We start from the raw sequence: 23,721 nt of genomic DNA on the forward strand, positions 1-23,721 counted from the left end.
GGCCATAAAAAAGCTGAAACAACAACCTTAAAGGTTTCCTGTTTCAGCTTGCTTATATTAATCATTTTTGTGTAAATCTTGTATCATTCTTTCAATTTTATTTCCGTAATCGATTGATTCATCATACTCAAATTTGATTTCTGGAACAATTCTTAATCTCATTCTTGAACCAATTTCAGATTTTATAAAACCTTTTGCTTTTTCTAAACCTTTAAACGTATCTTCAATTTGTTTGTCATTTCCAAGTACAGTTAAATAAATTGTTGCAATAGATAAATCATTTGTTAATTGCACATCAGTAATGGTTAGAAAACCAATTCTTGGGTCTTTCACTTTATTGTTAACGATATCCATAACTTCTTGTTTCATTTGTTCGCCAACGCGTTCAGCTCTCATATTCATAAATTTCACCTCACATATATCATACTACATGTATACTTCCCTTACTAACAGATTATATGACAGTTTATTTCATACCGTCAAACAAATTTCATTCAATTTTTTATTCATGAAAATGACATAATGCCATAATTCCCTGTTCTATCCAAATATTTTATTTAATACATTTGTATAAGTGGCTAAAACAAAAACATATTTTTACTATTTTGTTAATCATAATCATTAAAGTATTCTAAAAACAGAATATTGCGATCTGAATCCATTGTATGACACATTAACTTAGGCTAGTTTTATAAAATGACAAAGCGTTTATGCCTCTCCCTGTAATTTAAGAATATGATATCAATTTATGCTTTATTTAAACTATATACTGTTAATGGTGTCAGTAATTTTAACATACTTCTTTATTACCTATCGGTTATTATACTTTATAACAACAGTTAGGCACAATTTATATTGCCAAACTGTATTTTAATGAAACATTATTACATTTTCAAGACAATACATATTTCTAAATCACTAATCAAGCACGTTATTTAAATTTTAAAATTTCTAAAATAATTATAATTATTTTTTATTCACTTAAAATTTTACACGTTATAGAAATGAAACATGTTATAATTTAAGCTAATTAGATATTTGACTGTCTATTAAATTAGTTAGGAGCGTGTATATTTGGATAAATCAGAGAGATTGCTTTATATTTATACTCGTTTGTTAAATGGAAAGAAATTGAGTAAAGAAGAACTAGCACAAAGCCTTAACGTTAACATTAGGTCAATACAAAGAGATTTCAGTGATATAAATAATTTTTTATACGAAGATCAAGAATGGGAAGGATTAAATGGCAGAATCGTTTACGAAAACAATATAGGTCGGCACCGTCTTAGAATTGACCGTTTTAAGTTTAAAAATCACAGAATCCTCAACTTACTGTTTAGAATGAAAAGTTTCACCCCTAATATTCATGAAGATACATATAATTTGATATTAGGATTAAATGCACATTCTAATTTAGCAGAAAAGCTACTGTCTAACACTTTATTAAATCAATTTCATATTAATCGTGAATTAACTGAATCAACCTTAATTTTGAAAATTCAACTCGCTATTGAAAATAATCAAATGATTTCAATCAACGATATAAATCACCAGACATTTAAAGTTATCCCAATCTATACACGATACTTCAATAAACATTTTTGGGTTACCTATTTATACAATGGCAACATCCACATCCATGATTTAACTTCCATCAATCACGTTTACCAGCATGACGAATCTTTTGATAATAGCGTTTTTATGAAAACCCCAACTGTCACTATAAACATTCACAATTCAATTTGGTCTGAAATAAAATCACAATTTATAATTATGACGGCAAATATAGACGACAATTATGTTAACGCTGAACTTATTATTTCAAAAAAAGAATGCTTCACCCTTGCACTTGAATTTCCTCAATTAATTACCTTATTAAAACCTTCGCAATATGTTGAAGACTTTAAAATTAAATTAAAATCGTTATTTAAAAACTATGATATCTAAAATAGCAAAAGGATGATTTTCATTTTTAAAAAACGAAAATCACCTTTTTCAAGTTGTACAAACTAATATTTAATCAATGAAGCAGTTCAGCTGGACGCTGAATCGCTTTTAGCTTTTGTATAAAATCAGAATTCCCTTGATCACGTTCTATTTTTTGTTGCTTATTCCAATTATAGTAATCCGTTTTACTCAATGTTTCTTTTTTTCTTAGCCGAGTAATATGTTCTTTATAACTTAACACATTGCAGACAGTAATATGCCTATTCTGTTTAGAAGAAAGTACGAATAAATTTTCTACAAGGTATTGATACAATTCGCTATCTGCGAAATTTTTAAATATGGATATAAACAATTCTTCTTCACTAACAATATAAATTCTTGGTTTTTCATCATTAATAATTTTTAACATAAGTTCAAAATTCATTTCTTGTGAGGGTAAATAATGGTTGGATGTTAAAAAATCTTTAGGTAATCCTGCTGTATGCCCTGTTTGATATGGGAAGAAATTCATTACCATTACTCTGTTAGGATTAATCCTAAATTGCTTTAGGATTGATCCATTGCTATATAAATATTTTTCAAACCAACAATGCCTATCCAAGTAGGGGAGAAATATTTTTTGACCATTCATTTTTAATTTACCTTGAATATCACTTAACACTCTGTTGCGATAACGTAATACTACTTCTACTGGTAAGTTCGGATCATTAATTTTAAAATCGTTTTCTGCTTGTTTTTTCAATATAACAATATCTGCTGATTCAGGATTACCAAAGTAAGGTCTAGCTATTGCAGGACTTATTTCTGCATTTTCTTGAACCACGCGTTGTCTGTTTTTATTAATTTTAACTTTTCCATTTGCGTAATCAACCATTTTTTTAAATCTTGGTATCTCACTGAAATTATCCCCAAAATGTTTTTTTAAATATGCTAAATCTTGTGGGTGCAAGAAAGCAGTTGTGTCATTATTTTTTACCATTTTATTTAAGGTATCTAAATCATAAATAGAGTTATATTGAGCCATGTATTCCTGCCAAAATTCATTGATTTCTTTTAAATATTCACTCATAACTTATAACCTCCTATTTATCTTAATTTTAATTAAGTACATAGACAACTAGTGTCTATGTTAAAGGTATTAAGCAATCTCACTATATTTTTTACACTCATTTACAATCATAAAAAGACGGGATTTAAATTTTAATTTTTGAACATTAAATTAGTGATTTGAGAAAATATTGAGTTAATCTCATTTTCAAAAACTGTATTATTAGCATATTATACCTCTTACCCACAAGATAACATATTCAACATAAAAAGACCGTAAGCTAATATAAATTTTTAGCTCACGGTAATTAATCATTTTATAATGAAACTTGTCTTAATTGATATAGCGTGTTTTTGTTTAATAATCATCTTTTAATTTCAACCATTTCAAAGGCTTCAATAATGTCGCCTTCTTTTAAGTCATTATATTTCTCAATTGTAATACCACATTCATAGCCTTGTGCTACTTCTTTAGCATCATCTTTGTAACGTTTTAATGTGTCAAGTTCGCCTTCAAATTGCACAATGCCATCACGAATAACACGTACGCCAGCGTTCCTAGTAATTTTACCATCTGTAACATAACTACCAGCAATGGTACCAACTTTTGATACTTTAAATGTTTGACGTACTTCCGCTTGTCCAATGATTTGCTCTTCGTATTCTGGGTCTAACAAGCCTTTCATTGCAGCTTCAATTTCTTCAATTACACTGTAAATTACACGATGTAATCTCATATCTACGCCTTCAGCTTCTGCTGCACGTTTTGCTCCAGAGTCAGGTCTCACATTAAAGCCGATAATAATACCGTTTGAAGCATTTGCTAATGTCACATCTGATTCGTTAATCGCACCAACTGCTGTGTGTATAATACGAACATTTACGCCCTCTACTTCAATTTTCATTAAGGACGCTGCAAGTGCTTCTACTGAACCTTGAACATCACCTTTAATAATTACGTTTAAATCTTTCATTTCGCCCTGTTTCATTTGCTCGAATAGGTTATCTAATGACACGCTCTTACTTTCTTGACGTTGTTGTAATACATTAGCTTCATGACGTGCTTCACCGATACGTCTTGCTTGTTTTTCGTCTTTAAATACAACAAAACGATCGCCTGCTTGAGGCACATCATGAATGCCTGTTATTTCAACCGGTGTAGAAGGGTTTGCTGATTTAATACGTTGCCCTAAATCGTTAACCATTGCACGGATTCTACCGTGAGTGTTACCAACAACTAATGCATCACCGACATGTAATGTACCATTTTGAACTAAAAGTGATGCAGAAGGTCCACGTGATTTATCTAATTCAGCTTCAATCACTGTTCCTACTGCTTTCTTACTTGGGTTAGCTTTTAATTCTTGCATTTCAGAAGTCAATACAATCATTTCTAGTAAATCTTCAATACCTTCACCACTTAATGCAGATAGTGGAACGAAAATTGTATCGCCGCCCCAATCTTCAGGTATTAAACCATACTCTGTTAATTCTTGCATAACACGGTCTGGGTTAGCAGTTGGTTTATCAACCTTATTAACCGCTACTATAGTTGGCACATTAGCTTCTTTAGCATGGTTAATGGCTTCGATTGTTTGTGGCATAACGCCGTCATCCGCCGCTACTACTAAAATTGTGATGTCTGTTACTTGTGCACCACGCGCACGCATCGTTGTAAAAGCTGCGTGTCCTGGTGTATCCAGGAATGTGATTTTCTTGCCATCATTTTCGATTTGATATGCACCAATGTGTTGAGTGATACCACCAGCTTCTGCTGCTGTTACCTTTGTATGACGAATAGAATCTAATAATGTTGTTTTACCGTGGTCAACGTGACCCATAATTGTAACAACTGCAGGTCTTTCTACTGCATCTTCGTCTTCTGTTTCGTCATCAAAGTAAATCGATAAATCTTCTTCATCGATTACAACTTCTTTTTCAATCTCTACACCATAATCACCAGCGATTAATTCCAAAGTTTCGTCATCTAATGATTGGTTAATATTTGCCATTATGCCTAATAAGAATAATTTTTTAATAATTTCTGATGAATCTACATTTATTTTTTCTGCAAGTTCTCCAACAGTTATACCTTCTTGATAAGTAATTTGTGAAGGTATTTCTTTTGGTTCTTCTTGTTTAGTTTGCTTATTCTTTTTATTATTTTTGTTGTTTTTATTATTCTTTTTATTGTTTTTATTATTTTGCTTTTGGTTATTACTAGTGTTGTCTTTTTTATTAGGTTTATTATTTGTCGTTTTTTGTTGGCTTTGACCTTGTTGTTGTGATTTCTCTGATTGTTTAGCTTGTTCAGGTTTATATACTTTATCTAATGCCTTAATTTGGTCGTCTTCTAACGTTTGCATGTGGCTCGTTACCTCAACGTCCATTTTCTTTAATTCATCTATAATATCTCTACTTTTTAATTTTAAATCTTTGGCGTATTCGTAAATTCTTTTTTTACTCATATAGTCACTCCTTACGATATTCATCAATCATTGACACTAGCTTTTTAGCAAAGCCTTGATCAGTGATTCCAATGTTTACTCGTTCTGCTTTACCTAAAGCTTGTCCTAATTCAGCTCTTGTTCCAAATATACGAAATGATATATGGTAACTTTCACATTTGTTCTGAAACATTTTTATTGTGTTTTCAGAAGCATCAGTTGCAATAATTACGAGCTTTAGTCTGTTTTTCTTTAAGTCATTTAAAATGACTGACTCACCTGTTTTAACTTTTCCAGCACGCATTGCTAAACCTAAAAAATTTACGATTTTCTCTAAGGTCATTTAGGTATCTCTTCACGATAAATAAGACGTATAATTTCTTTATACACTGGGTCTAATGTTTCAGCATCAACTTTAAAGTATTTTTCTAAAACACCTTGTTTTTGTGCTTCTTCTACTAATTTAACATCTTTTGATACATAAGCACCACGCCCTTGTTGTTTTCCAGTAGCATCAGCAAAAATTTTGCCTTCTTTATTAATAACAACTCGTATCATATCTTTTTTAGGATGCATTTCATTTGAAAGTATACATTTACGCATTGGAATCTTTTTCTTTTTCATAAAGCTCACTCCAAATTATTTTTCAGTGTCTTCTTCAGAAATTACATCAGCATCATCTTTTACTTCTGTTTCTGATTCAGCTGTTGTATCGAATGCTTCTGGATCAGCATTGTATGTTTTTAAATCATTATCTTCAGTTTCATCAGTGTTTTCGTTTTCCGCTATTTCTTCTGATTCCTCTGATGGATAAACACCTGCAGCTCTAGCGTCTGTTTCTGATTTAATATCAATTTTCCAACCAGTTAATTTAGCAGCTAAGCGCGCATTTTGGCCACGTTTGCCAATCGCTAATGATAACTGATAATCTGGCACAACTACAACAGTTGATTGATTTGCTTCATCAACAATAACTTGTAAAACTTGAGATGGACTTAACGCATTTTTCACGAATACTTTTGGATCTTCGTTCCATTGAACGATATCAATTTTTTCGCCACCGAGTTCTTCTACAACCGCTTCAACACGAGAACCTTTAGCACCTACACACGCACCCACAGCATCTATATCTGGGTTGTCAGAATGTACGCTGATTTTAGAACGATCGCCAGCCTCACGGGCAACAGATTTAACAATTACTGTGCCATCAAAAATTTCCGGGACTTCTTGTTCAAATAAGCGTTTTAATAATCCTGGATGACTGCGTGAAACATAAATTTGCGGCCCTTTTGTTGTTTGTTCTACTTTATTTACATATACTCTGATTCTTTCGTTAGGGATGTAACTATCATTAGGGCTTCTTTCAGCTTCAGACAATACTGCCTCTGTACGTCCTAAATTTACATAAACATAACGATGGTCAACTCTATCTATTAACCCATTAACAATATCGTCTTCTTTATCGATAAATTCATCGTATAATATTTCGCGCTCAGCGTCACGTAAACGTTGCATTACAGCTTGTTTAGCAGCTTGTGCACCTACGCGACCAAAATCATTAGGCGTTACATCTTCTTCATAAACATCGCCCACTTCATAAGCTGGATTTTTAACTAAAGCTGTGCTTAAGTCAATTTCTTCTCTATTATCCATCACTTCTTCTACAACTTGTTTACGCGCGATAACATGGAAAGTGCCTTCATCCATGTTTAATTCTACACGAACGCTTCTTGCACTATCGTAATTTTTTTTATAAGCAGTAATTAGTGCTGCTTCAATTGCATCAATTAAAACTTCTCTTGGAATCTTTTTTTCTTTTTCTAAATATTCTGTAGCTAATAATAATTCATTACTTGACACGGCTTATCATCCTCCTCATCACATTAAAGCATTACAGCATGACGTGCTTTAGCGATTTTATTTCTTGGAATTTCAACTTGCTTTGTTTTTGACTTTTCTTTAACTTCCATAGTAATCGTTTCACTTGTTACCTCTTTTAAAATACCTAACCACTCTTTCCCACCTTCAATTGGCGCATATAAAGAAACAAAAACGGGTTTTGAAACGGCATTTTGGAAATCTTTTTCTTTTTTTATAGGTCTTTCGGCACCTGGAGAAGCCACATCTAAGTAATACATTTCCTGAATAGGATCTTCTGCATCCATCATTTCACTGATTTTTTCAGATGCTAAGGCGCAATCATTTAAATCGACGCCACCTTCTTTATCAATAGATACTCTCAAGAAGCGATCCTTACCTTCTTTTGTGTATTCGACTTCTACTAATTCAAAATTTAAGTCGTCAAGGACGGGTTGAATGATTGATTCAACTTGCTCAGTTACTTTACTCATACTGACCTCCTTTTTTGGCAAATAGAAAAGAGCGGGTATAACGCCCACTCTTCCTGCCTGAGTCTAATTTTTTAAGCAACATTATTATACCATATGTTTATTTTCTATACAAACAACTATATCTTTTCACATATGGGATGATAGCTAAACATCACACGGCTTTCCTTTAAACTTGCATTTAATACTTAAATACCATTTATTACTTGCACTTTTACATATCAAATATAGATAATTGTGCTTTATCTGGTAAGTTTGGTAATGAACCTAGTTCATCTAAATATTCAATAACTTTTTGTGATAAACCAGCTTTTTTATTCAAATCTTCCTTAGATAAAAATGGACCTTCTTCACGTGCTTCAACAATTCTTTTCGCAACGTTTTCACCTAATCCAGGCACAGATATAAATGGTGGGATCAAACTATCATCTTCAATTATAAAATCAAACGCTTTACTTTTTTCTAAGCTGATTGGCTGCATACGGTAACCACGTTGAGCCATTTCATTCATGATTTCTAGTACAGTTAAAGTATCTTTTTCTTTTTTAGCTAAATCCATATAACGTGAATACATATCATTTACAGTGTTTCTGATGCCGTCTTTATCTTTAATCATTGATAATAAATCAAAATCAGATGCACGAACTGTAAAATAGCTAGCATAATAATAAAGTGGATAGTGCACTTTGAAATAAGCGATACGTACTGCCATTAGTACGTAAGCTGCAGCATGGGCTTTAGGGAACATGTATTTAATTTTTCTACATGAATCTAAATACCAATCTGGCACTTCATTCTCTACCATTGCTTCTACCATATCATCGGTAAGGCCTCTACCTTTACGAACAAACTCCATAGTCTTAAATGCTAATGAAGGCTCCAAGCCATTATACATTAAATAAACCATAATATCGTCACGACAACAAATTACACTCGATAAGTCACAAGTACCTGAACGAATTAAATCTTGCGCATTACCTAGCCACACATCTGTACCATGTGACAAACCAGAAATCCTAACTAATTCTGAAAAAGTCGTCGGTTTCGTATCTTCCAACATTTGTCGCACAAACCCTGTACCAAACTCAGGCACGCCAAAAGTGCCTGTTTTACATAAAATTTGTTCTGAGGTCACGCCTAATGGTTCTGGAGAACTAAAGATACCCATTGTTTCTTTATCATCAACAGGGATTGTTTTAGGATCGATACCAGATAAATCTTGTAACATACGAATCATCGTTGGGTCATCGTGACCTAAAATATCAAGTTTTAGGACATTATCATGTATTGAGTGGAAGTCAAAATGTGTTGTCATCCACGCAGATGATTGATCATCTGCTGGAAATTGAACGGGTGTAAAGTCGTAAATATCCATATAGTCTGGAACAACGATAATGCCCCCTGGATGCTGTCCAGTCGTACGTTTGACACCAGTACACCCTTTAACTAATCTATCTACTTCGGCTCCTCTTTTATGAATACCTTGGTCGTTTAAAAAGCCTTTTACAAAACCAAATGCTGTTTTTTCTGCCACTGTGCCTATCGTACCAGCACGGAAAACTTTATCTTCACCAAACAATATTTTTGTATAGTTATGCGCTTCAGGTTGATATTCACCACTAAAGTTTAAGTCAATATCAGGTACTTTATCACCTTTGAAGCCTAAGAATGTTTCGAATGGGATGTCTTGTCCTTCTTTAATTAAATCACAACCACATGTTCCACACTTTTTATCTGGTAAATCAAAACCAGAACCGACCGAACCATCATTGAAAAATTCACTTTGTTTACACTGTGGGCAAATATAGTGAGGCGGTAGTGGGTTAACTTCAGTAATTTCAGTCATCGTCGCTACAAAGCTTGAACCGACTGAACCACGGGAACCTACTAAATAACCATCGTCTAATGATTTTTTCACAAGTCTTTGTGATATTAAATAAATCACAGAGAAGCCATTCCCGATAATACTTTCTAATTCTTTTTCTAATCGGTCGATGACAATTTGAGGCAAGTCTTCACCGTATAAAGCTCTGGCGTTTGAATAACTCATCTCTCGAATTTCATCGTTGGCACCTTCCATACGTGGTGTATACAATTCATCTTTGATTGGCACAACACGTTCGATGCGGTCAGCTAACTCATTTGTATTTTTAATGACTAATTCATATGCTTTTTCTTCACCTAAGAAATGTAATTCATCTAACATTTCATCTGTGGTTCTAAAATGCGCCTCAGGTAATGTACTACGATTTAAAGGGTTACCAGGCTGGGATGCGATTAAAATTTTACGTGCAATAGCATCATGCTCATTTAAATAATGTGCATTACCCGTAGCAATCACCGGAATATTATTTGCGTCACCAGCTTGGATTAAACGGTCATATATTTCATGCAATGTTTTATTATCTCTAACCAGTTCTCTATCTATTAAGTCTTGGTACAATGCTGGTGGCTGAACTTCAATAAAATCATAATATTTAGCTATTCTCTCAACTTGTGACTGATCTTTTTGCATAACTGCGGTGAAAACTTCTCCTTCATCACATGCTGAGCCAACAAGAATACCTTCACGATACTCATCTAAAAGTGAACGTGGAATTCTTGGCGTTCTATAATAATATTTAACGAGCGATGCACTCACTATTTTAAATAAATTCTTGAGTCCCTGTTGGTTTTGAACGATAAGTGTTACATGGTTAGGGCGAGCTCGTTTATATGCATCTTCATTAGATAAAGAGGTGTTGATATCTTGATGATTAGAAACTTCTGCTTCTTCTAATTGTTTTAGCATTTTAATAAAAATGTAAGCTGTAGCTTCTGTATCATAAATCGCTCTATGGTGTTGTGTTAATTCTACACCATATTTTTTAGCTAAGAAGTTTAGGCCATGTTTACCATACTCTGTATTGATCGTTCTTGATAATTCCAACGTATCAATCACACCGTTAGTTGAGGCGCCTAGATCAGCTTTTTCATAACCTGTGTCGATAAAGCCCATATCAAATGAAGCATTATGGGCTACAAAGATGGCATCTCCAACCCATTCTTTAAATTCTGTGAGTACTGTTTCAATTTCAGGAGCATCTACTAACATATCATCAGAAATATGCGTTAAATTTTTAATTGTTTCAGATAATCGTTCATGTGGATTACTGAAACGTTCAAATTTATCAATGATTTCTCCCTCTTTCACTTTAACAGCTGCAAGTTCAATAATTTTATCGTATTGGTTAGATAAACCTGTTGTCTCAACGTCAAACACAACATATGTTGCAGTTTTTAAGTCTATATCCTGTGGCTTATAAGCGATAGGTACACCATCATCTACCAACATACCTTCCATGCCATAAATCATTTTAATACCATTTTTTTCTGCAGCAGCATGCGCATCTGGAAATGCTTGTACAACGTTATGATCAGTAACTGCTATAGCTTTATGACCCCATTTTGCAGCTTGATCTACATATGCACTTATATTAGGTATGCCGTCCATCTGGCTCATCGAAGAATGTAAATGGAATTCAACACGTTTTTCTTCAGCTTTATCTTGTTTAACTGCTTTCTTGATTTCTTCAATATCAGACATCATCATTACTAAGTCACGCACAAAAGAATCTTCTTCTATTCGACCTTGAGCGCGAACCCATTTACCTACACTTAAAGCTTTAAAATGCGCTAAATCGTCTTTGTTTTTTCTAGTAAACATTTTTAGCACTAAAGAATCTGTATAGTCTGTAACTTTCAACTCTACAATATGGCGTCCACTTTTTAGTTCTTTTAAGTTGATATCAAAGATAACACCTTCTACTGCAACTTTAAATTCTTCTTCTATGATGGATTCAATAGGTTTTACATTTTCTATTTGAATTGGTTTTCCAATTTGACATTTAGCGACAGTGCTTTCGTTATTATCTTGTTGTTTTGCTTTTTCAGCTTTCATTTTTTCTAATTTCTCTGTAGCTTCACGTGCGCTTTGCTCATCTTCTTGTTGAATATGAGCTTCGAGTGATGCTAAATCGTCACCGTTGGATGCATTATCTGTTTCAAATAATATTCTACTAATAGCAAATCCACATTGTTGAAAGGCTTTAATCAAACTGCCATTACAAGCTTTGTCAAAGTGATCACGTTCTATATCATTTTGACACATAACTTTGATGACATCTCCTGACATAATCAAACGTTTTTGTTTAAGTTGCCCTTTTACTTTTGGTGATAATTTAGTTTGATCAATACAGTGGCTAAAGTATTTCATTGCATATTCATCTTGATTCGCCTTATTCGTTATCGTGAAATTGCAATCTACTTTAGCTATTGTTTTAAATTCTTCAGTGATTGCATGTTTGAATAATAGATAATCTTCTATAGATAAAAAGTATGGAAATGTTATCTGAAATACCCAAGTTCGGTCGGTCGTTTTAACATCTACACGTGTTAATTCACTTTGTTCTAAAATTTCTGGGTCCAAATGGTCTGCAATTTTTATTTGGTCAGCTAGGATTTTAAATTTTTCCTGATTTGTCATTGACAAGACGATAACCACCTTACTAATAATTACACTACGTTTCCTGTTTTTAATATTCACTTTAAATATCAGCAAATATCGGCGTATGTATTTTTTACATTCTCTATAATATAACGGAAAAGATTGGATTTCTAATACTTAAACTTAAACTATATACCATTATAATAAATAATAACAAATGGGAGCGAGATTGAAATCAAAATTTCTAAATTGATTTCGTATTCCCGCCCCCCTGATTCGTTAGCCGTGTTCACAAATTTTTTGGCCAAAATTAACTTTAAATCAGTCAGTAATCACGTCATATTTTCATATATTTTTAATACATGAACGCCACGCCAGATATACTGGATGAATCATTGTTAGTTGTTTATTTATATGTCTATTTAGTGTAGTAACTTTTCCAATAAACATCATATATCTTTGTATTATAAATTCTTATATAATTCATTGACATAATGACTTAAATTATCTATTTGGACATCTTCACTTTCACCTGAATCCCGACGCTTAACTTCAACGACACCTTCAGCTGCGTTTTTACCGACAACTACTCGAATTGGTAAACCAATTAAATCTGCATCATTAAACTTAACACCTGCACGTTCTTTTCGGTCATCATAAAGCACATCATAATTCTCTTTTAATTGTGCGTACAATTGATCGCCTAATTCACGTTGCTCCTCTTTTTTAGGGTTGATTGTAATCAAATGTAAATCAAAAGGTGTCACAGATTTTGGCCAGATTATTCCATTGTCATCGTTATTTTGCTCTACAATAGCACTTAGCGTTCTAGAAATACCTACGCCATAACACCCCATTAATAATGGTTTGGCCTTGCCTTGGTTATCTAAAAATGTAGCGTTCATTGCTTCGGAATATTTAGTGCCAAGTTTAAATACTTGCCCAACTTCTATGCCTTCTGCAAAGTTAGCAACACCAGATCCGTCTGCTAGCTGTTCACCTTCTAAAATAAACCTAAAATCACCATAAGCATCTATTTCAAAATCGCGACCAACATTAGCGTTTAATAAATGGTAACCATCCTCATTTGCACCTACAACCATGTTATTTAAATCTTTTATAAAATGATCTGCATAGATTTTGATATCCTTGTCAAAAACTGGTCCAAGTGAACCTGGTGAAGCACCTAATAGATTTTTTATTTCATCTTCAGTAGCTAATTGAATATGATCTGTTTCAAAATATGCTTTTAATTTAACGTCATTAATTTCATGATGACCACGAACGAGTATCATAATAAATTCACCATCAACATTAAATACCATAGACTTGATAATCTCATCCAATGGTTTGTTTAAAAATGTGGCTAATTCTTGCGCAGTATGAACTTGAGGCGTTTCTATTTTTGTTAATTCAGCAATTTCAACATGTTTCTCATTTGGATGATAAATAACTTCTGCTTTTTCAATATTAGCAGCATAGTCACTATTTTCGCTGTATACGATTGTATCTTCACCAATTTCACTTAATGCCATAAACTCATGCGTATGGCTGCCACCAATTGCTCCAGAATCAGCAACCACCGGACGAGCGTTGATACCAACACGTTTAAATATACGCGCGTAAGCATTGTACATATCTTGATATGTTTCATCTAACGATGTCTCATCTGCATGAAATGAATAAGCGTCTTTCATGATAAATTCACGACCACGAAGTAAACCAAAACGTGGACGTTTTTCATCTCTATATTTAGATTGTATTTGGAATAATGTAAGTGGTAATTGTTTATATGATTTAAGTTCATCTCTTACAACAGAAGTCACAAGCTCTTCATGTGTTGGTCCAAGCGCGAATTCACGGCCATGACGATCTTGCAAACGCATTAATTCTGGGCCATATGCATCCCAACGACCTGATTCTTCCCATAGCTCTGCTTTTTGTAATGCTGGCATTAAAATTTCAACAGCATCGATGCGTTCCATTTCTTCTCTTACAATCGTTTCAATATGATTTAAAACCTTTGTAGCAAGTGGTAAATAACTATAAATTCCACTTGTGCTTTGTTTAATCAAACCTGCTTTTAACAGAAGTCGATGACTTAAAGCTTCAGCAGCAGCTGGTACTTCTTTCATCGTTGGTATAAATACTTTAGATTGTTTCATTTAAATGCTCTCCTTTTATAAGAAATAACGTTGAATATCATTCCATGTAACTAATACCATAACAATTAATACAAATACTGCACCTATAGCAATAATCGTAGTTTCAGCTTTTTTGTTAAGTGGTTTTCTGAAAATAGCTTCATAAATAACAAATAAGATACGACCGCCATCCAGTGCTGGAATTGGTAATAAGTTCATTAAACCTAAATTCACACTTAGTAATGCAGTCCAAGAAATTAAATTAATAATACCAGTCTTAACTACAGAGTCGACAGTGTGATAAATTCCAACTGGTCCATTGAGCATGTCGAAAGAGAATTGACCCGTAAAAATACTCGCAATCATACTTAAAATCGCAGTAAATATCAATTTTCCTGCTTCTAACGAACGCTCTACGCCCGACACAATCGGTTTAAATAACGTGTGTTCAGTTGTTGCAGTATAACCTAATAAATATTTGGTTTCTGAATGTGTTTTGGTAAGTTTTTGTTCTACCTTTTTAGGTTTCACTTGTAATGTTTCTGTTTTACCATCACGTTCTACTTTTATTTGCGTATTGTTGTTTTTTATCTGTGATACTGCATTATCAATATCAGATTTACTATCGATAGAATGATGATCGATTTTTACAATCTTGTCTCCCGATTGCAAACCTGCTTGAGCTGCTGGCGTATCTTTGGCTACTTCGTCAACTATATTCGTTGGCGTTCCTTGGTAATAAGCCAAGCCAATAAATAATACTAATGTAAGCAAGAAATTAAACAACGGACCCGCAAATAACGTCAAGAATTTTTGATAAGGTTTTTTGTGTGTAAATTGACGATTTCTTGGCGCAATTTGAATTAAGCTACCATTTTCTACAAAATAAGCTTTATTCGCTATATGGTAACGATGTCTTTCTTGATCATATGCCGTTACACCTTCAATAAATAAATCTTCTTTAAAATCACATTGTTTTACTTCAATTGCTTCGATTTGTTGAAATTTATGTTGGTCGTCTAGAATGATATGTGTAATCTCATCTTTATCATTTAGCTTTATTTTAACATGCATGCCCGGTTGAACGGGAGGTTCTTCCAATCCATCTCCTGCCATTCGTACGTAACCCCCAACAGGCAGCAAACGGATGGTATATAGCGTTTCATTTTTCCTGAAACTAAAAATTTTAGGCCCCATCCCAATTGCAAATTCTGGGCACATGATGCCAGCTCTTTTAGCAAAAAACATATGACCGTATTCATGAACTGTTACAAGAATACCGAAGACGATTATAAAAGAAATGATTGTCACTAGAAAACTCAAATTGATACACCTCATATTTTCCGAAAAATTGTTCCATTATTTGTAATTTATTATAATCTATAGAGCGATATATTACTTTTGATTATAAAATTATAACATAACAGTACTAACTGATACACATAACTTGAAACAGTATTAAGAAAATAATACTGCTTTTGTGACATAAATACTTTATATTATCTTTGTTTGTGAAAAGGAGTTAAAAAATCAAATCACTGATAATATAATCAGTATTTAATTTATTAACTCCTTGATTTTACGATTATACAATTTTAAAAGCACATCTTTTCTTGTAAAATCACTTAAATTAAGAAAATGTTTAAAAGTGGTAACACAAACATAAAACTATCGAAACGATCTAATATACCACCATGACCGGGTAAAATTCGGCCAGAATCTTTCACGCCAAAATGACGTTTAAAACCTGATTCTACTAAATCGCCTAACTGGCCAAACATGCTCAATACAACAGTACATAATAATAATAACCAAACCGTAATACCAAAATCCACAAAAATCATCATAATAAGTGGAACAATTAAACTACAAATAATGCCTCCTATAAAACCTTCAATGGTTTTATTAGGACTGATTACAGGCCATAATTTATGTTTGCCCATTAATCTACCGAAAATATAAGCACCAGTATCTGTAGACCAAACGATTAAGAAAGCTAATAGTATGTAATGTAATCCTTCAGATCTCGTTTCATAAAGATACATAAAGCCTATACCTACATAAGCGATAGACATAAGACAAAATGCGGCATCCATAAAGCTAAATCTATTCTTAGAAAGCACTGTATAACTTAATAAAATAAAACTCATTGCTATTAAAGATTTTAATTGAAAATCATTTACCCATGCTCCAGCTTCGTGTGGCAACATAATAATTAAAATACCTAATGCACTTATAATTCCTGGAATGGACAAAAACTTAATCATATTCATATTCAGCAATTCTTTAAGGCCAATAAACGCTAACAAATATGAAAACAACATTAAAATAAGGCCACCCTTTAACAATACAGGAAGAAAAACAATAAGTGCTATGATTGCTGTTAAAGTTCTAACTTTCATACTATTCTCCTAACCATTTATAATCCGCCAAAGCGTCTTTGCCGAGATTGATAAATTTTAATACAGTTTATTAATTCTTCTTTATCAAAATCTGGCCAAAATTTTTCATTGAAAATAAATTCACTGTAAGATACTTGCCAGATAAGAAAGTTACTAATTCGTTGTTCTCCTGAAGTTCTTATTAAAAGGTCTGGATCAGGATAACTATGTGTCATCAAATACTCGTTAATCATCTGTTCGGTTATTTGATCACTGGATGACCCCTCTGAAGATAATTTCTCATAAATTGATTTTACACTGTGAACAATTTCAGCACGTCCACCGTAATTAATTGCAAAAATTAATTTTAAACCAGTATTGGTTTTAGTCTTTTCTTTCGCTTTATCTATGGCCTCAAGCGTTGCTTTTGGCAATTCTTTTAAAAAACCAATTGTTTCAACTTTGACATTGTTTTCGATTAATTCTGGTAAAAACGTTTTTAAAAAGTTAACCGGTAAGTTCATGATATAATTGACTTCATTCTTAGGTCTCGTCCAATTTTCTGTTGAAAACGCGTAAAGTGTTAAGTACTTAATACCTAAATCACTAGCTTCTTTAGTTATTTTTTTAATTGTTTGCATACCTTGGTAATGGCCTTTGATTCTAGGCAATTTCCTTTGTTTAGCCCATCGACCATTACCGTCCATAATGATAGCAACATGGTTAGGTACATTATGTAAATCTATTTCACTATTAGATTCTATAGGCTGGTTTTTTTTCTTCTTGTTTAACTTTTTAAACATGGTATTTCCTCCGAGCGTTATCATCTCTGCTTATTATTAATAGGTTTTAAATGCAATTATCTACCATTTTATCATACTAGATAAGCGCAATGAATAAACAAATAAAAAAACTGTACCAAAGTCTGATTTGATACAGTTCAGATAAATTTATAATATGCTTCTTTTCAAATCTCAAGTATTAAAAAGTTTATGCCTACTGTTGATTTGAAGTCATATCATCATTACCATGTTTATACTGACATAATATCTTGTTCTTTTTCTTCTAATAATTTATCAATGTCTTTTATAGAATCGTCAGTTATTTTTTGAACTTCATTAGTTTGAGTTCTTAAGTCATCTTCAGTGATGTCACCGTTTTTTTCTTGCTTTTTAAGCTCATCATTTGAATCACGGCGCACATTCCTAACTGCAACTTTAGAATCTTCACCAATTTTTTTAACTTCTTTTACAAGTTCTTTACGGCGTTCTTCTGTTAAGGCAGGTATACTTATACGAATAATTTCGCCATCGTTGGATGGGTTGACGCCTAAGTTTGCTGCATTAATTGCTTTTTCAATATTACCAACAGATGATTTGTCATATGGAGAAATGACTAAAAGACGTGCTTCTGGCACACTGATACTAGCAAGTTGTTGAACTGGCGTAGGTGCACCATAATAATCTACTGTAACGCCATTTAGCAAGTTTGAATTTGCTCTACCCGCACTGATATTTGCTAGTTCTCTAGATAAACTGTCAATCGATTTTTTCATTTTTGTTTTCGTGTCATTAATTATGTCACTCATTTTCATACACCTCTAAATTATTTTGTAATTAATGTTCCTATTTTTTCACCCATAACAGCACGTTTAATATTACCTTCTTCTGTTATAGAAAATACATTTAATGGAATATTGTTATCCATACAGAACGAAGATGCTGTCGAGTCCATGACTTGTAAACCTTCTTGAAGCATTTGAATATGCGTTAAGTGTTCATATTTTACTGCGTTTTCGTCTACTTTAGGGTCTGCAGAATAAACGCCATCAACATTATTTTTACCCATTAAGATAACATCTGCTTCCACTTCAGCAGCACGTAAAGCAGCAGTAGTGTCAGTAGAGAAATATGGATTCCCTATTCCAGCTGCAAAAATGACAACCCGTTTTTTCTCTAGGTGTCTGATTGCGCGTCGACGAATGTATGGTTCTGCAACTTGTTTCATTTCGATGGATGTTAAAACACGTGTATCACAATCTAATTGCTCTAGGCTATCTTGTAGCGCTAAAGCATTCATAACAGTAGCCAACATGCCCATATAATCTGCAGTACCACGGTCCATACCGAGGTCACTACCCGTTTTACCTCTCCAAATATTACCTCCACCAACAATAACTGCAATCTCACAATCCATTTTTGCAACTTCAGCTACTTGTTGAGCAACACTTTTAATAATAATCGGGTTAATTCCAAATCCATCATCGCCTGCGAGCGCTTCACCACTTAATTTTAAAACGACACGTTTATATTTAGAAGTTTGAGCCATTGTCTTATCCTCTCTATTGTAAAAATATGTGTTTGATACAAGTAAAGAAGACACAGTAGGCCTTCCAATATAAAAGTAAATCTTTCATACGGCGCACAAAAGGTGTCTTCTTTCTTGTTCAAACTATGAAAAATTATTTCATTTGTCCTTTTACTTCGTCAGCAAAGTTTTCTTCACGTTTTTCCATACCTTCGCCTACTTCATAACGTACGAAGTCAACTAGTTTTCCACCTTTTGATTTCAAGAAAGCTTCAACTGTTTGGTCAGGATCTTTAACAAAGTTTTGGTCAACTGCACAAATTTCTTGTAAATATTTACGTAAACGGCCTTCAACCATTTTTTCAACAATTTTTTCTGGTTTACCTTCGTTTAATGCTTGTTGTTTTAAAACTTCTTTTTCATGAGCGATTTCATCTTCGTTAACTTGTTCTGATGAAACGTATTTAGGATTGATTGCAGCAATATGCATTGCAACATCTTTAGCAGCATCGCCATCCGTTGTACCTTCAACAACTGTTAACACGCCGATACGGCCACCCATGTGTAAATAAGAACCAAATGCATCATTGTCAGATTTTGTTCTCACAGCAAAACGACGGATACTTAATTTTTCACCGATTGTAGAGATTGCTTCTTTCATACGTTGGTCAACACTTTTACCGTCAGCTAATTCTGTTTCCAATAAAGCATCTACAGTTTCAACTTTAGTATCTAAAATTTGAATAGCAATTTCTTTGACTAACTCTTGGAAACCTTCGTTACGTGCTACGAAGTCAGTTTCAGAATTAATTTCTACAATTGCTGCTTCATTACCTCTTTCTTCAACGTGTACTAAACCTTCTGCCGCAATACGGTCAGCTTTTTTAGCTGCTTTTGCAATACCTTTTTCACGTAGGAAATCAATTGCTTTATCGATGTCACCGTCAGTTTCTGTTAACGCTTTTTTACAGTCCATCATGCCAGCGCCAGTTTTTTCACGTAATTCTTTTACAAGTTTAGCTGAAATTGCCATTTCGTATTCCTCCATTATTTAATAAATTTTATTATATTTATTTTAAAAAAAGGTGATAAGCTTAAATATCTTATCACCCATTTTACATTATTCTTAGTTTGATTCAACAGAAGTGTTTTCTTCAGTTGTTTCTGCTTCAGTAGCTTCTTCTTTTGATTCATTCAAATCAATATTTTGTTCTGCAGCTACTTCTTCATTTGATACACCTTGTTGACCTTCTAAGATTGCATCTGCCATTTTACCAGTTAATAATTTAACGGCACGGATAGCATCATCGTTTGCAGGGATAACATAATCGATTTCATCTGGATCACAGTTAGTATCCACAATACCAACGATTGGGATGTGTAATTTACGTGCTTCAGCAATTGCGTTGCGCTCTTTACGAGGGTCAACTACAAATAATGCTTGAGGCATAGATTTCATATCACGAATTCCGCCTAAGAATTTAATTAAACGGTCATATTCTTTTCTAAGTTCTACAACTTCTTTTTTAGGTAATACTTCGAATAAGCCATCTTCTTCCATTTTTTCAATTTCAGAAATACGATTAATACGTTTTGAAATTGTTTTATAGTTAGTTAAAATTCCACCTAACCATCTTTGGTTAACGTAGAATTGACCTGCACGTTCTGCTTCAGCTTTAACTGATTCTTGTGCTTGTTTTTTCGTACCAACGAATAAAACTTTTCCGCCATCTTCTGAAATTTGTTTCATGAAGTTGTACGCTTCTTCAACTTTTTTCACTGTTTTTTGTAAGTCGATAATATAGATACCATTTCTTTCAGTGAAAATGTATCTTTTCATTTTTGGGTTCCAACGGCGTGTTTGGTGACCGAAGTGAACGCCTGCTTCTAGTAATTGTTTCATTGAAATTACTGCCATAATTAAAATCCTCCTACTGGTTTTTTACCTCCACAAAAAGCTCATATAAACACGATAATTTAATATCGCACCCTTTATACTTCTGCTTTTCGTGTGCGTATTGGCTTTATAGCCGTGAATAAATATATCATACCTATACGTATAAAGCAATAGTTCAGTTTACAATTTCTCATTAATAAGCGGCTGAGCGGTTAGTTTATGTCTCAGCCACTTATTATGTTATGAATGAATGTCAAATAGACCTGATATGATGCTTACTCAACTCTTTGGGGGTAATTTTTAAAGACATCCTTTCTCGAAAAACTGACCCAAAAATGTCTCTTATACATAAACTTGGTTCATATCGCCTTTCAAGGAGCAAATTCAACATAAGCTTTGTCCCGAGCGCTCGCTTTGTGATGAATTATTTAATTCTTTCTAATTCATCTAAGAATTTTTCTTTTTTAACTTTAATGAATGTTCCTTTCATGCCTAATGAACGGGATTCAATAACGCCTGCACTTTCTAATTTACGCAAAGCATTTACAATAACAGAACGTGTAATCCCTACTCTGTCTGCTACTTTTGAAGCAATCAATAAACCTTCTTTACCGCCTAATTCTTCAAAAATGTGTTCAATTGCTTCGCTTTCTGAATAGGATAGTGAATTAATCGCCATATTTATTGCTGCTTTATCTCGCGCTTCTTGCTCAACTTCATTGTGTTTTTCACGTAATATTTCCATACCGATAACTGTAGCAGCGTATTCACCTAACACTAAGTCATTTTCAGAAAAATCATCTTGTACACGCCCAAGCACTAATGTCCCCAATCTTTCTCCACCACCTAATATTGGAAAGATTGTTGATTTACTATCTTTAAACACGTCTTTATTTTCAGGTGGGAATACTGATAAATCACTTTCTATGCCAATGTTAGATTGCGTTTCTTTTACATCCATCAATTTATCTGTATATTCAACAGGTATATGTCGGTTTTCTAACATTTGAATAATACGTTCATTTTTTAGAAGTTCATTTAAACTTGATCCTAAAATTTTCCCTTTTCTTGATACGATAAAAACATTCGTTACCGTTACGCTACTTATCGTTTGTGCTACGTCTTTAAAATCTACAGCAATACCTTTATGTTTTTGCAAAAGTGTATTTAATTCTCTAGTTTTCGATAATAAGCTCATATTCCTACTCCTTTTTATTTATATTATAAAATAAACGCACTTAAATCTTTGTTCGTTGAAATTGATTTCAACTTATCATCAACGTATTGAGGCGTGATATCAACTACTGCATGTGGCATACTTGGTGCTTCAAATGATAAATCTTCTAACATTTTTTCAAGTATTGTATGCAACCTACGTGCACCAATATTATCAGTATCTTGGTTAACTTGGAATGCAATTTCTGCTAAACGTTTAATTGCATCTTCTGTGAAATTAACCGTAACCTGTTCAGTTTGGAGCAATGCTTCATACTGTTTAACCAGTGATAGTTTAGGCTCTGTAAGGATTCTTACAAAGTCTTCTACAGAAAGACTTTCTAATTCAACACGAATTGGGAAACGGCCCTGTAATTCTGGAATTAAATCACTTGGTTTTGAGACATGGAAAGCCCCTGCACCAATGAATAGCATATGTTCAGTATTAACAGTACCATATTTAGTTTGGACCATGCTACCTTCAAGTATAGGTAAAATGTCTCTCTGTACACCTTGACGCGAAACATCTTGGCCTGAACTTTGATTATTAGTTGCGACTTTATCTATTTCGTCAATAAAGATAATTCCCATTTGTTCAGCTAATTCGATTGCTTCTTGGTTAGCAGTTTCTTGGTCGATAAGTTCATCCGCATATTCATCTGTCAATATATTACGTGCTGTTTTAACTGGAACTTCTCTTTCAACTTTTTTCTTAGGCATTAATTGGTTCATCATATCTTGCATTTGTTGATTTTGATTTGTTCCTAGCATACCTAAAGCGCCAGGGTCTTGTTCAACTTTTAACCTAACTTTCTCTTCTTCAAGCTCGCCATTTAATAATTGTTGTTTAATCTCAGAACGTTTTGTCTTGATTTCTTCAGTTGGAGTTTCTTCTTCTTCTTCATTATTTTGACCGAAATTGGGTATTGCTCCGCCAAAAAGAGATTCTAATGGATTACTACCATTGCTATTATTAGCCTTTTTCTTCATACTGGGAACTAAAAGTTTTACTAATTTTTCATTTGCTTTGGTTCTTGCTTCGTCTTTAACTAAAGCTTTTTTCTGATCTTTAACTAATCTGATAGCGATGTCAACTAAATCTCGAACCATGCTTTCCACATCACGGCCGACGTATCCTACTTCTGTAAACTTCGTGGCTTCAACTTTAATAAAAGGTGCGCCAACAACTTTAGCCATTCGTCTCGCAATCTCTGTTTTACCTACACCCGTTGGACCAATCATCAATATATTTTTAGGTGCAATTTCTTGTTTTGCTTCGTCTGACAATAAGCTTCGTCTATATCGATTTCTTAATGCTACTGCCACTTTGCGTTTTGCATCATCTTGACCGACAATGTATTCGTTAAGTTTTGAAACGATATCTTTTGGCGTTAATTTAATACCATTCGACTCCATAAGAAAAAAATACCTCCGTAACTATGAATTTCTCATTTTAAATTCCGTTATTTATTATACAATAATATTGTTGTTTACGCTCTTTT

Annotated in this window: 19 protein-coding genes; 1 reads left to right on the forward strand and 18 read right to left on the reverse strand. The window is 33.3% G+C overall.

Annotation, left to right across the window (positions count from 1 at the left end):
* Positions 1–57 precede the first annotated feature (57 nt).
* Positions 58–402: a 30S ribosome-binding factor RbfA gene (rbfA, locus tag BJG89_RS08535; RefSeq protein WP_096810056.1), complete on the reverse strand. Its 345-nt coding sequence runs from the start codon at positions 400–402 to the stop codon at positions 58–60.
* A 672-nt stretch (positions 403–1,074) separates the two neighbouring features.
* On the opposite strand from rbfA, the gene BJG89_RS08540 reads away from it, so the two are divergent.
* A complete protein-coding gene (locus BJG89_RS08540) occupies positions 1,075–1,947 on the forward strand; it encodes an HTH domain-containing protein (RefSeq protein ID WP_096810057.1) in 873 nt (290 codons plus the stop codon).
* Between the two features lie 73 nt (positions 1,948–2,020).
* On the opposite strand, the gene BJG89_RS08545 is transcribed toward BJG89_RS08540, so the two are convergent.
* From BJG89_RS08545 to hslU, 17 genes are all read right to left on the reverse strand, one after another.
* A complete protein-coding gene (locus BJG89_RS08545; protein WP_096810058.1) occupies positions 2,021–3,016 on the reverse strand; it encodes a hypothetical protein in 996 nt (331 codons plus the stop codon).
* A 343-nt stretch (positions 3,017–3,359) separates the two neighbouring features.
* A complete protein-coding gene (gene infB / locus BJG89_RS08550; protein WP_096810060.1) occupies positions 3,360–5,462 on the reverse strand; it encodes a translation initiation factor IF-2 in 2,103 nt (700 codons plus the stop codon).
* Between the two features lie 4 nt (positions 5,463–5,466).
* Positions 5,467–5,784, reverse strand: a complete 318-nt coding sequence (locus tag BJG89_RS08555; protein WP_096810062.1) for a L7Ae/L30e/S12e/Gadd45 family ribosomal protein — start codon at positions 5,782–5,784, stop codon at positions 5,467–5,469.
* Complete coding sequence (rnpM, locus tag BJG89_RS08560) at positions 5,781–6,065, reverse strand: RNase P modulator RnpM (protein ID WP_096810063.1); 285 nt, start codon at positions 6,063–6,065, stop codon at positions 5,781–5,783. Before rnpM ends, BJG89_RS08555 begins: the two co-directional genes overlap by 4 nt.
* A gap of 15 nt (positions 6,066–6,080) precedes the next feature.
* On the reverse strand, positions 6,081–7,301 hold the full coding sequence (nusA, locus tag BJG89_RS08565; protein ID WP_096810065.1) for a transcription termination factor NusA: 1,221 nt from the start codon (positions 7,299–7,301) through the stop codon (positions 6,081–6,083).
* 23 nt (positions 7,302–7,324) lie between these two features.
* Positions 7,325–7,792, reverse strand: coding sequence for a ribosome maturation factor RimP (gene rimP, locus BJG89_RS08570; RefSeq protein ID WP_096810067.1), 468 nt, complete (start codon positions 7,790–7,792; stop codon positions 7,325–7,327).
* A 211-nt stretch (positions 7,793–8,003) separates the two neighbouring features.
* Positions 8,004–12,314 carry a PolC-type DNA polymerase III gene (locus BJG89_RS08575; RefSeq protein ID WP_096811222.1) on the reverse strand — a complete coding sequence of 1,437 codons (4,311 nt, stop codon included), beginning with the start codon at positions 12,312–12,314 and terminating at the stop codon, positions 8,004–8,006.
* Between the two features lie 425 nt (positions 12,315–12,739).
* Positions 12,740–14,440: a proline--tRNA ligase gene (locus BJG89_RS08580; RefSeq protein ID WP_096810069.1), complete on the reverse strand. Its 1,701-nt coding sequence runs from the start codon at positions 14,438–14,440 to the stop codon at positions 12,740–12,742.
* Between the two features lie 15 nt (positions 14,441–14,455).
* Entirely contained in the window at positions 14,456–15,742 is a 1,287-nt protein-coding gene (rseP, locus tag BJG89_RS08585; RefSeq protein ID WP_096810071.1) for an RIP metalloprotease RseP, read from the reverse strand.
* 302 nt (positions 15,743–16,044) lie between these two features.
* Positions 16,045–16,821: a phosphatidate cytidylyltransferase gene (locus BJG89_RS08590; RefSeq protein ID WP_096810073.1), complete on the reverse strand. Its 777-nt coding sequence runs from the start codon at positions 16,819–16,821 to the stop codon at positions 16,045–16,047.
* Positions 16,822–16,838: 17 nt separating this feature from the next.
* Positions 16,839–17,603, reverse strand: coding sequence for an undecaprenyl pyrophosphate synthase (locus BJG89_RS08595; protein WP_096810076.1), 765 nt, complete (start codon positions 17,601–17,603; stop codon positions 16,839–16,841).
* A 230-nt stretch (positions 17,604–17,833) separates the two neighbouring features.
* Positions 17,834–18,388: a ribosome recycling factor gene (frr, locus tag BJG89_RS08600; protein WP_096810078.1), complete on the reverse strand. Its 555-nt coding sequence runs from the start codon at positions 18,386–18,388 to the stop codon at positions 17,834–17,836.
* A gap of 17 nt (positions 18,389–18,405) precedes the next feature.
* The gene (gene pyrH, locus BJG89_RS08605; RefSeq protein ID WP_096810080.1) at positions 18,406–19,128 is read right to left on the reverse strand and encodes a UMP kinase; all 723 of its coding nucleotides are present in this window, start codon (positions 19,126–19,128) and stop codon (positions 18,406–18,408) included.
* A gap of 133 nt (positions 19,129–19,261) precedes the next feature.
* Positions 19,262–20,140, reverse strand: a complete 879-nt coding sequence (gene tsf, locus BJG89_RS08610; RefSeq protein ID WP_096810082.1) for a translation elongation factor Ts — start codon at positions 20,138–20,140, stop codon at positions 19,262–19,264.
* A gap of 93 nt (positions 20,141–20,233) precedes the next feature.
* Entirely contained in the window at positions 20,234–21,025 is a 792-nt protein-coding gene (rpsB, locus tag BJG89_RS08615; protein ID WP_096810084.1) for a 30S ribosomal protein S2, read from the reverse strand.
* Between the two features lie 403 nt (positions 21,026–21,428).
* Entirely contained in the window at positions 21,429–22,202 is a 774-nt protein-coding gene (codY, locus tag BJG89_RS08620; protein ID WP_096810087.1) for a GTP-sensing pleiotropic transcriptional regulator CodY, read from the reverse strand.
* Positions 22,203–22,225: 23 nt separating this feature from the next.
* Positions 22,226–23,635: an ATP-dependent protease ATPase subunit HslU gene (gene hslU / locus BJG89_RS08625; RefSeq protein WP_096810089.1), complete on the reverse strand. Its 1,410-nt coding sequence runs from the start codon at positions 23,633–23,635 to the stop codon at positions 22,226–22,228.
* Positions 23,636–23,721: the final 86 nt, after the last annotated feature.

It is taken from the genome of Staphylococcus nepalensis (assembly GCF_002442935.1).
In the GTDB taxonomy this organism is placed as follows: Bacteria; Bacillota; Bacilli; order Staphylococcales; family Staphylococcaceae; genus Staphylococcus; species Staphylococcus nepalensis.

What these genes read in the sequence shown, in the direction of transcription:
- BJG89_RS08555 (WP_096810062.1), bottom strand. Translation starts at nt 5,784, where the DNA reads ATGACCTTAGAGAAAATCGTAAATTTTTTAGGTTTAGCAATGCGTGCT.
- BJG89_RS08575 (WP_096811222.1), bottom strand. Translation starts at nt 12,314, where the DNA reads ATGACAAATCAGGAAAAATTTAAAATCCTAGCTGACCAAATAAAAATT.
- BJG89_RS08590 (WP_096810073.1), bottom strand. Translation starts at nt 16,821, where the DNA reads ATGAAAGTTAGAACTTTAACAGCAATCATAGCACTTATTGTTTTTCTT.
- pyrH (WP_096810080.1), bottom strand. Translation starts at nt 19,128, where the DNA reads ATGGCTCAAACTTCTAAATATAAACGTGTCGTTTTAAAATTAAGTGGT.
- rpsB (WP_096810084.1), bottom strand. Translation starts at nt 21,025, where the DNA reads ATGGCAGTAATTTCAATGAAACAATTACTAGAAGCAGGCGTTCACTTC.
- BJG89_RS08595 (WP_096810076.1), bottom strand. Translation starts at nt 17,603, where the DNA reads ATGTTTAAAAAGTTAAACAAGAAGAAAAAAAACCAGCCTATAGAATCT.
- rbfA (WP_096810056.1), bottom strand. Translation starts at nt 402, where the DNA reads ATGAATATGAGAGCTGAACGCGTTGGCGAACAAATGAAACAAGAAGTT.
- BJG89_RS08545 (WP_096810058.1), bottom strand. Translation starts at nt 3,016, where the DNA reads ATGAGTGAATATTTAAAAGAAATCAATGAATTTTGGCAGGAATACATG.
- rnpM (WP_096810063.1), bottom strand. Translation starts at nt 6,065, where the DNA reads ATGAAAAAGAAAAAGATTCCAATGCGTAAATGTATACTTTCAAATGAA.
- tsf (WP_096810082.1), bottom strand. Translation starts at nt 20,140, where the DNA reads ATGGCAATTTCAGCTAAACTTGTAAAAGAATTACGTGAAAAAACTGGC.
- hslU (WP_096810089.1), bottom strand. Translation starts at nt 23,635, where the DNA reads ATGGAGTCGAATGGTATTAAATTAACGCCAAAAGATATCGTTTCAAAA.
- infB (WP_096810060.1), bottom strand. Translation starts at nt 5,462, where the DNA reads ATGAGTAAAAAAAGAATTTACGAATACGCCAAAGATTTAAAATTAAAA.
- codY (WP_096810087.1), bottom strand. Translation starts at nt 22,202, where the DNA reads ATGAGCTTATTATCGAAAACTAGAGAATTAAATACACTTTTGCAAAAA.
- BJG89_RS08580 (WP_096810069.1), bottom strand. Translation starts at nt 14,440, where the DNA reads ATGAAACAATCTAAAGTATTTATACCAACGATGAAAGAAGTACCAGCT.
- frr (WP_096810078.1), bottom strand. Translation starts at nt 18,388, where the DNA reads ATGAGTGACATAATTAATGACACGAAAACAAAAATGAAAAAATCGATT.
- rimP (WP_096810067.1), bottom strand. Translation starts at nt 7,792, where the DNA reads ATGAGTAAAGTAACTGAGCAAGTTGAATCAATCATTCAACCCGTCCTT.